The sequence below is a fragment of the Flavobacterium sp. genome (assembly GCF_036405015.1).
Lineage (GTDB): Bacteria > Bacteroidota > Bacteroidia > Flavobacteriales > Flavobacteriaceae > Flavobacterium.
Genome location: NZ_DASWYK010000064.1, coordinates 73551 through 89373, shown reverse-complemented (window position 1 = coordinate 89373; position 15823 = coordinate 73551). Strand labels below are relative to the sequence as shown.

Below are 15823 nucleotides of genomic sequence, written 5' to 3'. Positions count from 1 at the left end.
AGTTTATTCGCTTTAAGGGCACCTCCTGCTCTATTTTAAGTTTTACAAGATTTATATTTTTTAAAGAAAAGAATCTTTTTGCTTTGCTGCAAAGAGCTTTCTTGTACTGATTCTATTTTTAAGTTTCAAAAGAATAAATATCTGTAAACTTTTCAATTTTTCAATTCACAAAAGAATTTCAGCTTATCCAAATAGAGTTAGAAATTCTTAATCATTCAATATTCAATCCAAACAAATAATTATGCTTACAGCTGAGAATCTCACCAAAAAATATGGTGACTATACTGCTTTGAACGCTTTAAACTTAACCATCAAAGAAGGCGAAATATTTGCTCTTTTAGGTCAAAATGGCGCTGGAAAAACAACAACTATTAATCTATTTTTAGGTTTTATTGAACCTTCTGAAGGGACATTAACCATCAACAATATTCCTGTTACTTTAAACGCAAAAACAACTAAAGAATTTGTTGCCTACATTCCAGAAACTGTAATGTTATATCCAAATCTTACAGGTTTGGAAAATCTCAAATTTTTCTCTTCACTGGCAGGTTTTAAATATTCTAAAGGAGAACTGGTTTATTTTTTAGAAAAAGCAGGTTTGCAAACCAAAGCACATGATCAAAATCTTGGTGGTTATTCTAAAGGAATGCGTCAAAAAGTGGGAATTGCAATTGCGATTGCCAAAAGAGCAAAAGTCCTTTTGTTAGACGAACCTACAAGTGGTTTAGATCCGAAAGCTTCTAATGAATTTTCTCAAATTCTAAAAGAACTTTCTGCAGACGGAACAGCAATTTTAATGGCAACTCACGATATTTTCAGAGCTCGTGAAGTGGCTTCTCATATCGGAATTATGAAACAAGGAAACTTAGTTACGGTAATCGAAGCTTCTAAAATTTCGGCTAATGAGCTCGAAGATTTGTATTTACAAACGGTTTAATCTACAGTAAATATGAAATTATTACATACAGAACTCCTTATAGCCAGGCATTTTAAACACTCTGTTTTTAAAAATCCTGCAATTTACATTATTTCCGCTTTTATTGCTGTTTTACTTTTGTATGCCACTTTTACAGGATGGGACAATTACAAAAGTCAAAACGAAACCAGCGAAAAATACCAACACGAATCGAGAGAAGATTGGTTAAAAAATCCAGATAAGAATCCACATAGAATGGCGCATTATGGAAATTTTGCTTTTAGAAAAAGTACGCCTTTAAGCGTTTTTGAATTCGGAATGGAACCTTTCTTTGGAAACGCTATTTTCCTTGAAGCCCACAAACAAAATACAGCCAATTTCTCTGAAGCCGGATTTTCAAACAGTATGCTTCGTTTTGGCGAAATTAGTATTGCCATGGTTTTACAGGTTTTATTGCCACTTTTAATCTTTTTCATAGGATTTAATGCTGTTGCTTATGAACGTGAAAATGGTACTTTGAAAATTCTTCTTACTCAAGGAATAAATTGGAAGCAGCTTTTAATTGGAAAAACATTAGGAATTGCCAGCGTTATTATGCTACTTTTTATTCCAACAATTATCGTTTTGGTTTTGGTTTGGCTTTTTCTGCAAGATTTCAGTATTACAGCTGATGAAACAGTAAAAATGCTTTTGTTTATTCTTTTTCATTTGGCTTATCTCCTATTCTTTTGTGTTATTGCCGTTTTGGTTTCTGCGGTAAGCAAAACTTCCAAAAAAGCTTTAGTCACGCTTATTGGAATTTGGTTGCTGTTTACGATTATTTTGCCAAGAACAACTCAGGCTATTGGAGCATATATTTTTGAAGCACCTTCAAAAATTCAGTTTAACAGTGATATTGAAAAAGATATTCTAAAACAAGGTGACAGTCACAATCCGAATGATCCGCATTATAAGGCGATTAAAGACTCTTTACTACGTGTTTACAAAGTAGATTCTGTACAGAAACTACCTTTTAATTATTCGGGTTATATCATGACAGAAGGTGAAAAAATAAGTTCTAGAATTTACAACGAACATTTGGCTTCGCTTTTAAAGATTTATAAAAAACAAAATAGCTTTTCTAAAACAGTTTCTTTCCTTAATCCGTACATCGCCATCAAAAATTTGTCTATGGGATTGTCCAATACAGATTACGAATCGTATATCGATTTCCAGAAACAAGCAGAAGATTATCGCTACGCAATGGCTCAGAAAATGAATGCTTTGCAGATAAAATACATCAGCAATAAAAAACCTGGGCCAAATGATAAACCTTTAACCATTGGCAAAGAACATTGGGCCGATGTTGAAGAATTTCATTACGAGCCCAAAGAAATTGGAACGGTTCTTAAAAACGAAATCATTTCCATTATTTCAATTCTATTATGGATTGCATTGCTTTTGATTTTAATTAGAATCGCATCTCAAAAACTTAAAGCTATTTAATTATGTTAGCATTATTATTCAAAAATTTTATTCGGTCAAAAGGAACCAAAATTGGCTTGCTTTTTTTGCTTTGTATCGGATTTATAAGTCTGTTAATTGGAAAACAATTTCAGGATAAACAACAAAATAGTATTCAAGAAGCTGCTATTTATCAAAAAGAACATATTGCAAGAAATGCTGAATATCACAAAGACGAAATCGGACTTTTGTTGTATTATATCAAATTTTCTTTGGTTAATAATACATTACCAATAAATAGTTTAGCTATTGGACAGCGTGATGTTAATCCGTCTATTCAAAATGTTACGATTCGTGGTTTAGAAGGTCAGAAATACGATTCGGAACTCAATAATCCAAATAATTTATTGGCAGGAAATATTGATTTTAGTTTTGTGCTTATTTATCTTTTTCCGCTTCTTATTATTACTTTTTCATACAATATTATTTCTGAAGAAAAAGAAAGCGGTACTTGGAAAATTGTGGCAACACAAAGTCAAAACACGTTCAAATATATTCTTCAACTATTTTATGTAAGGATTTTGAGTTTAATTGCTTTGCTTACTGTTTTACTTTTTACAGCAGTTTTATTTTTAAATATTCCGTTAGATCAATCTTTTTTTATTTTCTACGGAATTGGAATTCTTTATATTTTGTTTTGGTTTGCGGTTTGTTTCTTTGTTGTTTCGCTGCAAAAGCATTCTAATTTTAATGCCGTAATATTATTAACGATTTGGTTGTTCTTAATTATTATCGTTCCTGCCGGAATCAATGCTTTTATTGTGAATAAATACAAAGTTCCTGAAGCTTTAGAACTGACTTTACAGCAACGAAATGCCTATCATGAAAAATGGGATATGGATAAAAATGAAACTTTAGAAAAGTTTTTTAAACATTATCCGCAGTTTAGAAAGTATAAAAACTCTGAAGGTAAAGAATTTAACTGGTTGTGGTATTTTGCGATGCAACAAATGGGCGACGACGAATCGGCTGTACAATCGAAAGAATTAGAAGTAAAACTGGAACAGCGAAATCGCGCCGGCGAACTTATTGCACAATTTATTCCAACGCTTCATACGCAGATTCAACTCAACGAAATTGCAAAATCTGATTTACGAAACCAACTTCTTTTCTTAAAAGAAACCACACAATTTCATGAAAAACTTCGTCTGCATTTTTATTCTAAAATATTTGAAAATGCACCAGTTGATCAACAAAAATGGGAAGATTTTAAAGTGGAAACTTTTACAGATGCAACTACAATTAGTTTTGGAAAGGCATTTTTACCTTTATTGCTTTTCATTTTGTTATTGATTGGTTTTGGATGGCGTAATTTTAATCGTAACGTTGTTTAAAGTTTAAAGTTACGCAAAGAACGCAGAGAATTTTCGCAGAGTTCGCAGAGTTTTTTAAGCTTTTTGAGAATGCTTTTTTAAAGCAAAGATCACAGAGTTGTTTTACATATTGATTTTGAAACCTTGAGGTATGTTTTTTAACGCAAAGAACGTAGAGATTTTTCGCAGAGTTCGCAGAGTTTTTTTTTGAGCTTTTGAGAATGCTTTTTTAAAGGGAAGATCGCAGAGTTGTTTTGCATATTGATTTTGAAACATAGCCCAAGGTTTCAACCTTGGGCTATGTTTTACAAAGAGTTCGCAAAGCTTACAGGTTAAGCTTTGCGGACTTTTTTATTCTCAATTCTTAAATTATTAAATTGAATCTTTGCGTTCTTTGCGTTAAAAATCTCTGCGAACTCTGCGTAAAAAAACTTTGCGAACTCTGCGAAAAATCTCTGCGCTCTTTGCGGTTAAAAAACTTTACTCCCTTTGCGGTTAAAAAAAACACCAAACCCAACCTTTTCTGAATAAAATTTCTTCAAACAATCAATAATTTTATTTTATTTAGAATTAATATAAATAAACTTTTATATTTGCCGCTTTCTTAGCAAACACGAGTATAATTTAAAATTTACTTAATATTGCTTTCCCAAGTAAATTTTGATTAATGAATAATAATGACAGTTTCGAATTAAACACTTTCCAATCCTTTAAGGAAGGAAACGAAACTGCCTATGCTTTCTTTTATGATAAATACTTTAGGAGAATCCAATCTTTCAGTGTTCAGTTTATTTATGATCAGGACGAAGCTGAAAACCTTGCTCAAGAAGCCTTACTACACTTATGGCAAAATAAAGAAAGCGTTGAATCTATTAACGGAATCCAAGCTTTCTTATTTACCTACGCCAAATCAAAATGTCTGAATTTAATTCGCCACAATAAAGTGAAAGATAAATTCAAAAACGACCTGCTTAACCACAAAGAAAGAGAATTGGATATCGAAGTTTTAAATTCGATTCAGTTCGACACATTAGAATTAACAGAATTGGAGCGTATTATTCAGGAATCGATTAACGAATTACCGCCCAAAACTCGCGAAGTTTTTATAAAAAAACGCTTTGAGAATAAAAAAAATGCAGAAATAGCCGAAGAAATGGAAGTGACTTTAAAAGCCGTAGAAGCCCATATGACAAAGGCTTTGAAGATTTTAAAGACCAAATTATCGGATTATTTGTTCTTAATCTTTATCCTTATTTATAATAATTAAGAATAAAAGGTAGGGTATTTTAATTCTGAAGTGTACTAACAATAGCGAGAAGTTTAAAAACGCATTTATGACATCGGAACTAATTTATAAATACTTATCTAATGAAGCTTCAGAACAAGAAGTACAACAACTTTTTGATTGGATTGAGGCATCAGAAGAAAATAAAAAGCAATTTATAACTTTAAAAAAGACTTGGACTTTAACCGCACTTACAGAAACAATTTCACGTGATACTCCTGTAATTGCACTTAAACCAAAAAACAATTCAAGAAAGTATTTTAGATACGCGGCCATTCTTGTGGTTTTAATTGGTTTAACAAAACTTGTTTTTTATTTTAATGAAAGAACAACAGCTTCTAAAGAAATTGTTCTGGAATTAGGCGATGGAAGTTTAGAATATTTTTCACATAAAAATGAAAATGCTTTAATCAATGACAAAGGCGAGCTTGTTGCAAGAAAATTTTCTGATCGAATTATATACTTTGGAAAAGTTCTCGACAAAGAAGTTTCTTATCACACCCTTACAGTTCCTTATGGTAAAACATTCAAACTTAAACTTTCAGATGGTACCCTTGTGAGTTTAAATTCTGGAACGACTTTACGTTATCCGGAACAGTTTGGAATTAACGGAAAAAGAAATGTTTATTTAACCGGTGAAGCATTTTTTGAAGTTGCTAAAGATAAACAGCATCCGTTTATTGTACATTCTGATCAAGTTGATATTGAAGTTCTCGGAACAAGATTTAACGTAAGCGCTTATCCTGAAGACAAAACCGTGAGCAGTGTTTTGGTTGAAGGAAGCATTCAAATGTCTGAAAAAGACAATCCTTTAAATGCTGTTCTGCTGAAGCCAACCCAAATGGCTGTTTGGCAGAGTGACTCTAAGAAAATCGTAACAAAAACAGTTGATACTGCTTTTTACGAAAGCTGGGTTCATGGCGAAATCGCATTTAATAATACTCCATTTTCTACAATTGCAAAAATTATTGAACGTACCTACGACGTTGAAATTATCAACGAAAATAATGTTTTGGCCAAACAGAATTTTACCGGTTCAATAAAAATTAGTGAGTCTAGTGTCGAAAACATTTTAGAACTTCTAAAACGTGACACGCCATTTAATTATTCTATTAAACAAAACACAATTACAATTACACCAATTTTCCATAACTAAATAAACATGACATTCACGATACCACCCGTTTTAAGAAAAATTCTGTTTTTCTTAGCCATACTTATATCTGGTTTTAAAGGATTTTCGCAGAATAAATTAATAACGATACATGCCAAAAACAAACCTATTAGCTTAATTATCAAATCTATTGAAGAGCAAAGTGATTTTAGAATCATTTATAATGCAAAAAAAATAGATGCAGATCAATTAGCCGATTTAGATGTAACGAATGCGACTTTAGAAACTGTTTTAAAGAAGCTTTTAAAGGATACTAATATTTCGTATTACATTCAGAAAAAACAAGTTTTATTAACTGATGCTACCCGTGTTGACAGATCGAGTTCTGCTCCTCAGGAAACAGAACGAATTATTAAAGGAACTGTTTATAGTGCAAAAGACAGACAACCTCTTCCGGGCGCAACTATCCGCATTAGTGGAACTGGAATGGGCGCTATAACTGATGCCAACGGAAAATTTGCTTATGAATTAAAAGGCGATAACATTAAAGATCAGATTCTTGAAGTTGGCTATTTAGGAATGGAATCACAATCGCAAACAGCTGGCTACAAAAAAGATTTTGTTTTTTACCTAAAAGAAGTTACCGACGAATTGGATCAGGTTGTGATCACTTCATCTTATGGAACTACAAAACTAAAAGAAGAAGTCGTAGGAAGTATTTCTACTTTAAGAGCAAAAGATATTCCAGTACAACAGGCTTCTGAGAGTATTGACAAAATGGTTGAAGGACAAATTGCCGGTGTTTTAGTTGAAAATACTTCTGGTGTTGGAACTCCTGTTAAAATCAATATCCGTGGTCAGGGTACTTTAAAATCATTAAATGGAAGTCTTTTAGGAACTTCAACACAGCCATTAATTATTGTTGATGGTGTGATTATGAATGAACAAAAAGGTATTGACACCGCAAACTTTGAAGCGACTGGAGGTCTGGGAGAAAGTTTATCCAATCCGTTAGCTTTTCTTTCTCCTGACAATATTGATTCTTTTACCGTTCTAAAAGATGCTGCTGCTGTTGGTATTTATGGAGCTGATGGAGCAAATGGAGTAATCTTAATTACTACTAAAAAAGGTACTCAGGGAAAAGCAAAATTTCAATTCTCAAATCAGTTAGGAGTATCTACGGCAATTAATCAAATTAAATATTTGAACGGACAACAATACACTGAATTAAACAATGCCTATAACACAAATGTAAGCTCAAGCTATAATCCAGTAACTTATAACGGAATCAATACGGATTGGTTCGATCTTTTAAATAATTCTGGAATTTACAATAAATACAATTTTGCTGTTTCTGGAGGAACTTCAAAAATTACCTATCGTACCAACATTACGTATCTAAATATTGATGAACCTCAATTAGGAAACACAACGAAACAATTAAACGGAGGAGTTAATATTGGTTATAAACAAGCGAAATGGAATGTGAATCTGTCTTTTAATCCAAGTTACATAAAAAAAGATGCTCCAAATATTTATTATGATTTTGCTTATCTGCCAACTATTTCTCCTTATAATGCAGACGGAACTTATTCTAAAATTGGTTTAATAGGTTCAACAGGAGGAAATCCATTAGCAGCTATTGAACAAAATAAAAACATAACCGAATCTAAAGCGCTCCTTACAAGTTTAAATGTTGGTTATGAATTGAATAAAAACATCAAATTTGCCACTTTATTCGGATTAGATTATTTGGATAAAGTACAGGATCGTTATTTTTCTGGTGAAAATGAAAGCGGACAAAACAATGGAAGTTTTGTTCTAAACGGAATCACTTATCCAAACTGGGGACGCCGCTTATTCAACAAAAGAAATGGAACTAAATGGAACTGGCAGGGACAAATGCTTTTTAACAAAGAAATCAATAAAAACCATACTATTGATGGTGTTTTAGGTTTTGAACTTGGAGAAGAAAAAAACAACTTTGATTTTATGTCCGGAACTGGATTTACAAATCCGAATATCGTAAATGATATTGCAAATGCGACACAGGATGATGACCTTTCAACTCCTAATGTAGACGAATCTAAAACAAAACAATCTTACAGAAGTGAAATCAATAATAATTCAAGAGTTTCATTATTTGGACAAGTAAATTACAATTATAAGAAAAAATACTTTGTCTTAGCTAACTTAAGACGTGACGAAAGTTCTGTTTTTGGAGACGATACCAATGTAGCTTTAAACAGCGGTGCTGGTTTAGCATGGATTATTTCTAATGAAGATTTCTTAAACAATTCTTCTTGGATTGACTTCTTAAAACTTAAGGTAAGTTACGGTTCTACAGGAAATTCAAGAATTGGTTCTTACCGTGCCAAAGGATTATACAATGTTTCACAAAACGGTTATAATGGAGCTCCTTATGCAACACCGAACACGTCTCCAAATGGAAACTTAAGCTGGGAAAAAAACAAAAAATTTAATGCAGGAGTAGATTTCAATATCTTCAATTCAATTGCATTAACATTAGAATATTACTATGATGATCTTAGTGATTTAATTACAAGTCGTGATATCCCAACAGAAGCTGGCTATTCAAGTATGCAATTGAACGCCGCTAGTATGTACAATAAAGGTTTTGAATTGACAACAAGAATTAAATGGTTTCAAAAAGGAAAATTCAAATGGACTTCTACAGTAAATATTTCAACCGTTGACAATAAAGTAACAGATTTAGTTGGTTTAGGAAGTGATTATTCTTTAGCAAATTTAGCTCTTGCTCAAAAAATTGGCTATAGTACAACTACAATTTGGGGAGTAAAATGGGCCGGAGTCGATCCTGCTACAGGGCGTGATTTAATTCGAAAAGATGGTCAGATTTATGATGCCCAAACCTGGAAAAGTTTATTTAATGAAACTGATTGGGAGCCAATTGGAGATACACAGCCAAAAGCATTTGGAGGTTTCAGTAATAGTTTTTCTTTCAACAACCGTTTTACTTTGTCTTTTACAGGAGCATTTCAATGGGGAGGCGATAAGTTAATTTCTGATGAGATCGTATCAAAATACAGTATATTATCAAATAGAAACATGTCTGTTAATGCTTATGATTACTGGAGGAACCAAGGAGACATTGTTTCGCAACCAGCACCAAGCAGAAATACTTTACTGCCTAACTTGAGTAAATATGTTTACGATGCAACTTATATTAAATTAAGTAACATTAATCTAAGCTATAACGTACCAATCAAAAACACTTTTCTAGATACCTTAATAATATTTGCTGATGTTTCTAATGCATTTTACTGGTATAAAGAAAAGAGTCCTTCTGGAATGAATGGCGTTAGAGAATTCAGTTTCAATTACCCGCAATCACGAACAATTTCATGCGGAATTAATACAACTTTTTAAAAAATGAAAAATTTTAAACATACTATTACCGCAAAATTCACATTCCTACTCGCCTCTGTCTTTTTAATGCAGAGCTGCAGTGATTTTTTGGAACAAGAACCAGGTACAAAGGTTTCTATCACAGAACAATTAGCAAATAAAGAAGGGGTACTTCAGGCAATGTCAGGAGTTTACATGGAACTTGAAGAACTTTCACGTTTTGCTCCCTATGCAACATATGCCGATTTACAGGGAGGAAATATCAAATTTACGCCAACAATTGGAACAAGTACTTCCAGTACAAATAGAGGTGTCATTTCTATTAGAGACAATACCATTGGAATTTATTCTTTTGATGACAAGGCCGAAGAATCAAATTTGGCTTCATTTTACGTAAATAGTTATGATATAATTAACCAAACTAATTTGTTACTAGAATTTACAGATGCATTGCCAGACGCTACAGATGAAGAGAAAAAACAAATTAAAGCAGAAGCCTTAACCATTAGAGCTTACACGCACTTTTTATTGAGTCAAGTTTATTCGCAAAACTATAGCTTTACAGCTGATGCTTCTCACCTTGGAATTGTTTACAATAAAAAATCTACAAATGATAAACTTACATATCCTTCCAGAGAAACAGTTGCTAATACCTATAATTTTATTATTGATGACATTAAAACTGCTTTAGATTTATATTCTAATACAAATTTAATAAGTGGACCAACTTATTCTTATTTTAACAAAACAAATACAAAAGCCTTATTAGCAAGAGTTTATCTTTACAAAAAAGATTGGAAAAACGCCTACGATACTGCAAATGATGTTATTACAAATTCGGGCGTAACCTTGACTGCATCAGACAATTATATTGCGCAATGGGAACAGCCTGATCTACCTATTTCAGAAATTTTATTAGAATTCTCAGTTAAAAGAAATGATGCAGGAAGCGCAAGTCTAACAATGGCATCTGCATACGGATATACTACTAATTCAAACTATGGATACTATTCTGCATCAAATGATTTGATAGATTTATACGAAAGTAATGATATTAGAAAACAGTTGTTTTTAACCAAACCAATTGAAACAGTTGTCAATCTGGGATTCGTTACGCTAAATTATAATTTTACTAAGAAATTTCAGGACAATCCAGGTTATGTAGCTTTTAGATTAAGTGAACAATATTTAATTCGTGCCGAAGCAGCTATTGGATTAAATAATGCAGATCAGGCAAGAACCGATATTAATACTATCAGAGCTCGTGCAAAAGCTACTTTATTAACAGATAACAATAATATTTTGGAAGCATTGCTTTTAGAGCGTAGAAAAGAGCTTTGTTTTGAAGGACATTTATTTTTTGATATGGCAAGAAACCAAAAAGATGTTTCTAGAAATGATGGCTGTATTTCATCTTCTTGTAGCTTAACTTACCCATCACCAAAATACATCTTGCCAATACCTCGTAGTAATACCAACTTAAATTCAAATTTAAAACAAAATGAATCTTACTAAAATTATATCCACAATAAGTCTAGTTGTAATCGTATTTTCGTCTTGTTCTAAAGATGATTACAGATTCGAATCCAAAAATATTGATCCATTTGTCCGATTTAATTTCATCACAAATAATGGTGTTCCATTAGAATATCCTGCTGTTAATACAACTGCCTTAGCGCTGGCAGAATACGAAAATAAATCTGTCAAAGTTTTAAAGGTTCCTGTTACCTTAACTTCTGCAACTTTAAAAAGTCCAGTTAAAGCAACTTTTAGTACAACTACATCTGGAAGTCTTGATACTTTTACTGTACAGCCAGAAACAGAATTACTTTTTCAAGGCAATAAACTAACAGACACTATTTTTGTTTCTTTCGATCAGAGATGGAAAGATAAACAATCTATAACATTAAAATTGGAAAACACTTCAGATCCTGACATTCATATTGGAAATCTGAATACTGCCTCACCAAACAACATTTTTACTATTAATCTGGGTGACGTTATTACGAATTACACATTTCCAGTTGCTCAATATCTTGTTAAAGGTGAAGTAGGAGAAAAAATTGATTTTAAAGTAAATTTCCCTAACGGATTTATTCCATCTGAAATAGAAAGTAATCCTATTTTTAAATTTCAAAATGGTTTTGAATACTCTTTAACACATGATGATTATGGAAATAACAGAAGTTCAATACTATATCATTTAACACTTCTAGAAGATTTACAAAATGATGATGCTCGTTACGAAAGTAAAATTACTTTAGTAAATACTCCAAATTATGTAGCTTCAGGAAATATCAGTTTAACTGTTGTAAAACCAATAAAAACGCCTAGAGATGTTCAGGCTTATCCAGCATCTAAATTTACGGATCCTACAAATGCCTTTTACTTAACTTATGGAGAACATTGGTTTAACAACAATGGTAATTGTACATGGCAGACTTTTAACGCTTTAACTTTTCCCGTTATTGTAACAAAAGATGATCCGAATGCGATACTTTACAGTGACAAAGGAACCTCAAACCCAAATGATGATGTATATCACGATGCATTTAAAATCGGATTTAATGTTGCAACTGGAACAAATACTGTCAATTCTTTTGGCCTAAAAAGATGGTTTTCTAATGAAAGTAACTCTGCTGCAATCTCTCCAGGCTTTAATATTACCTCAGCTTTAGAATTTTTCCCAGCAAATGGAAACAGTAAAACAGAAGGAACAGTACTTGTAATTCCACAAGACATTACAATTGGATCTAGTGCTACAAATACCTATCAAATTGCTATTTCTGGAGAAGGAACATACAAAGAAATCAGCAACGGTTTATTTGAAATTTCATTTGAATTAAAATTAACAAACGACAAACTGTTTGGAGGAACAGTTTCGACGCAATACAGAATGTACAACAATAGAACGTATCCAAAACCGGCCGCTTTAAGCATTGCGTGTCCAAAAGAAGTTACGCTTTAATTTAGTATTCAGTCGCAGTTGACAGTCGCAGCGATATTCTTGCGCATTAGCTTTGTCAAAGTTTAAAACTTTGACAAAGCTTTTGGCGTAAAAAAAGTTTCAGGTTTCAGGTTTCAAGTTTTAGATTACACGTTCTACAACAACTTGAAACCTGAAACTTGAAACAAATCAAAAAAACACAAAAACAAAAAAACAAAGCATTGAAAAAACTAATCTTCCCACTCTTATTCCTGCTGGGCTTAACGGCTTACAAAAGTGCAGAAGGTCCTGATTATACTGATATTCAGGAATTACGAAAATTGTATTCCAGCGGCGATTCTTCTAAATGGCCTGCTGCAGCATTACATGAAAATATTGATAAATCTAAATTTCAGGATATTGGAGTACTTCCTGCCGTTCCTTATCCAGCATACAATCCGTATTCTAAGGAAAAAGAAAGTTTGGGAAAGATTCTATTCTTTGATCCAAGATTATCGCGAAGCGGACAAATTGCCTGTGCTTCTTGTCACAATCCTGAATTAGGATGGACAGATAATTTAACTCGTTCATTTGGTCACGATCGCCAGACTGGAAAACGCAATTCGATGACCATTCTGAATTCGGCTTATGCCACTTCCCTATTTTGGGATGGACGTGCTTCTAGTTTAGAAGATCAGGCTCAGTTTCCTGTGCAGGATCCTTTAGAAATGAACGAAAAATTAACGATTGCCGTTGATAAAATTGCCAAAATTAAAGGCTATAATTCGTTGTTTACAGCTGCTTTTGGAGACAAAAAAGTAACTTTAGAACGAATTCAATATGCCATTGCTACTTTCGAAAGATCAATCAATAGTCCGAAAAGCAAATTTGACCAGTTTGTAAGTGGAAAATCAGACATTTATAATGATCAACAAGTAAAAGGAATGCATTTGTTTAGAACCAAAGCGCAATGTATTAATTGTCATAATACGCCATATTTCAGCGATAATCAGTTTCATAATGACGGACAGACTTTATTCGGTACAAAAAATGAAGATTTTGGGCGTTATAATGTGACTAAAGATGTAAAAGATATTGGCAAATTCAGAACGCCAACTCTTCGTGAAGTTGTCAACACAAAACCATGGATGCATCACGGCCACTTCCCTACTTTATTGGATGTTGTAGAATTATACAATTTAGGTAATCCTTCTCCTGTTCAGAAAAAATATCTTGGAACAGCAAGAGATTCACTAATTCCAAAAGTAGATCCTATGTTGCGAAAACTAGATTTAAGCAAAGAAGAAATTGGTGATTTATTAGCGTTTATTGAGACTTTAAGCACACCAACCAGAAGAATTATAATTCCAGAAATGCCAAAATAATAAACTCTAAAATCAATTATTATGAAGTCAGTAAGTATTCTAATTATTTCGTTTTTATTTTATAACTCAATGTTTGCTCAAAAAAATATAAATGAAACTGATCGCCAAGATATTAAAATTGATTCTCTTTTAAAGATTGATTTCTTAAGCTATAACTACAAGTATCTGGATAAAGATTTTAAAATAAAGATACCGAAAGATGTTTATGAAAAAACCTTTGTCGATTACAAATTTATTCCAGGAAGAATAAAAAATTACAAAGATTCATTAGGAGTAGTTTTAATGGCCGAATTTAAAGATTGGGATACCGTTAGAATTGCTTCAATAAAAATTGGCTATACTTGGCAAAGAATGGGCTATCATTTGTGGATGAATGAAAATGAAACTCAAGAATTGGCAAAAAAACTAGAAGTTAAAATGCCTTACAGACTAAAAGAAATGTTTGTAAATAATGACCCTAAAGTTAAATCTGAAATTCAAAACTTAAGAGATAAGCTGTTTTTAAAATTAGGGAATAAAGACATCAAAAAAATGTCTACCAATGATCTACTCAATTATGCCTTTAAAAACAATCCTGAGTTAATTGAAATACGGAAAAATAGTAGTCATCATTAATCCAACAAAATAAATGATTTGTATTAAAGTATTTGCAAATTCATCAAGCTCATTTCTTTTTTGAAATGGGCTTTTTTTATTGCTAAATACAATTTAAGATAGTAATTTACTATTCTTTCATCGAGGCATAAAATCGTACAGTATTTCTAATACAAATCAGGTTTTTTAAATTTGTGTATCACTCAAAAGAAGCTCTTTCTTTTATAAAAAATACCATCATGAGAATAGATCAGATTCAAATCAAAACAAACGATATTCAAAAAACAAAAGCATTTTACCAAAAACTTTTTGGCCTTTTTATTCTGGAAAATGATTCAAAATCTATAACCTTTCAAGCCGGAACTTCTATTTTAAAATTTGTTGAAGATGCTAACTTTAATTCAATCTATCATTTTGCTTTTAATATTCCCGAAAATCAGCTTGAAGAAGCCATTCAGTGGTGCAAAAACAAAGTTGATTTAATTGTTCTGGAAGATAAAAGCGTTGTAACAAATTTCGAAAACTGGAATGCACATTCTATTTATTTCTTTGATCACAACGGAAACTTACTCGAATTCATAGCACGACACGATCTCAATAATGAACAAGTGGGTGAATTCAACTCTGCTTCTATTTTAAACATATGCGAAATCGGAATTGTTACCGAAAATCCATTAGAATTAGGAAATCAATTAGTTGAAGAACACGGACTTCATTTCTTTTCTCAAAATGATAATACAGATAAATTCTCCGCCATTGGAGATCATGAAGGTTTGTTGATTTTGGTACAGCCTACAAGAAATTGGTATCCAACTCAAATTCCATCTGAAAGTAATCCTGTGAAAATTACTTTGGAAAATAATGAAAACATAGTTGAATTGGAGTTTTAATAATTTAAAGTTCCGTAATTTTATTTGAAATTTAAATGAATTAAAATGCCTTTCGTTAGAATCAGTCTGCCCAAAAAACTTTCGCTTGAAACCAAAAACAATATTTCAGAAGCAGTTCATCAATCTTTAATTGAAGAATTTAATATTCCTGTAGATGATTATTTTCATGTTATTGAAGAATTAGAAACCTATCAGATAAAATATCCCAAAAGCTATTTAGGAATTTCACATTCCGAAGAAATCGTTTATGTACAAATAACTGCAGGACAAGGAAGAACCTTAGAACAAAAAAGAAAATTGTATCAGCAAATAGCAAAGAAAATAAGTACCTCAACAGAAATTACAATCAATAATGTAATTATCGTTTTGCTCGAAAATAATGGTTTAGAAAATTGGTCTTTTGGTGATGGAGAAATTCAAGAACCAAAGCACTTAAAGAAATAATTTAAAATAAGAAAAGCCCAATTCAAATAAATGAATCGGGCTTTTCTGTATATTTCAAATAAT

At 32.0% G+C, this 15823-nt stretch carries 12 protein-coding genes; all 12 read left to right on the top strand.

Annotated features, from left to right (window positions below; all coding sequences use genetic code 11):
* Nucleotides 1-241 precede the first annotated feature (241 nt).
* The 12 genes from VGE71_RS05530 (at nucleotide 242) to VGE71_RS05475 (ending at nucleotide 15760) form a co-directional block, all read left to right on the top strand.
* A complete protein-coding gene (locus tag VGE71_RS05530; protein ID WP_331137413.1) occupies nucleotides 242-937 on the top strand; it encodes an ATP-binding cassette domain-containing protein in 696 nt (231 codons plus the stop codon).
* A gap of 12 nt (nucleotides 938-949) precedes the next feature.
* Complete coding sequence (locus VGE71_RS05525) at nucleotides 950-2401, top strand: DUF3526 domain-containing protein (RefSeq protein WP_331137412.1); 1452 nt, start codon at nucleotides 950-952, stop codon at nucleotides 2399-2401.
* A 2-nt stretch (nucleotides 2402-2403) separates the two neighbouring features.
* A complete protein-coding gene (locus VGE71_RS05520) occupies nucleotides 2404-3753 on the top strand; it encodes a DUF3526 domain-containing protein (protein ID WP_331137411.1) in 1350 nt (449 codons plus the stop codon).
* Nucleotides 3754-4399: 646 nt separating this feature from the next.
* Nucleotides 4400-4999 (top strand): RNA polymerase sigma-70 factor, encoded by a 600-nt coding sequence (locus VGE71_RS05515; RefSeq protein ID WP_331137410.1) that lies wholly within the window; start codon nucleotides 4400-4402, stop codon nucleotides 4997-4999.
* Nucleotides 5000-5066: 67 nt separating this feature from the next.
* Nucleotides 5067-6173 carry a FecR family protein gene (locus VGE71_RS05510; protein WP_331137409.1) on the top strand — a complete coding sequence of 369 codons (1107 nt, stop codon included), beginning with the start codon at nucleotides 5067-5069 and terminating at the stop codon, nucleotides 6171-6173.
* A 6-nt stretch (nucleotides 6174-6179) separates the two neighbouring features.
* Nucleotides 6180-9542, top strand: coding sequence for a SusC/RagA family TonB-linked outer membrane protein (locus VGE71_RS05505; protein WP_331137408.1), 3363 nt, complete (start codon nucleotides 6180-6182; stop codon nucleotides 9540-9542).
* A gap of 3 nt (nucleotides 9543-9545) precedes the next feature.
* The gene (locus tag VGE71_RS05500; RefSeq protein WP_331137407.1) at nucleotides 9546-11036 is read left to right on the top strand and encodes a RagB/SusD family nutrient uptake outer membrane protein; all 1491 of its coding nucleotides are present in this window, start codon (nucleotides 9546-9548) and stop codon (nucleotides 11034-11036) included.
* On the top strand, nucleotides 11023-12489 hold the full coding sequence (locus tag VGE71_RS05495) for a hypothetical protein (protein WP_331137406.1): 1467 nt from the start codon (nucleotides 11023-11025) through the stop codon (nucleotides 12487-12489). Before VGE71_RS05500 ends, VGE71_RS05495 begins: the two co-directional genes overlap by 14 nt.
* 200 nt (nucleotides 12490-12689) lie before the next feature.
* Nucleotides 12690-13832 carry a cytochrome-c peroxidase gene (locus VGE71_RS05490; RefSeq protein WP_331137405.1) on the top strand — a complete coding sequence of 381 codons (1143 nt, stop codon included), beginning with the start codon at nucleotides 12690-12692 and terminating at the stop codon, nucleotides 13830-13832.
* 21 nt (nucleotides 13833-13853) lie between these two features.
* The gene (locus VGE71_RS05485; RefSeq protein WP_331137404.1) at nucleotides 13854-14447 is read left to right on the top strand and encodes a hypothetical protein; all 594 of its coding nucleotides are present in this window, start codon (nucleotides 13854-13856) and stop codon (nucleotides 14445-14447) included.
* 218 nt (nucleotides 14448-14665) lie between these two features.
* Nucleotides 14666-15316: a VOC family protein gene (locus VGE71_RS05480; protein ID WP_331137403.1), complete on the top strand. Its 651-nt coding sequence runs from the start codon at nucleotides 14666-14668 to the stop codon at nucleotides 15314-15316.
* Between the two features lie 45 nt (nucleotides 15317-15361).
* Nucleotides 15362-15760: a tautomerase family protein gene (locus VGE71_RS05475; RefSeq protein ID WP_331137402.1), complete on the top strand. Its 399-nt coding sequence runs from the start codon at nucleotides 15362-15364 to the stop codon at nucleotides 15758-15760.
* The last annotated feature ends 63 nt before the right edge of the window (nucleotides 15761-15823 follow it).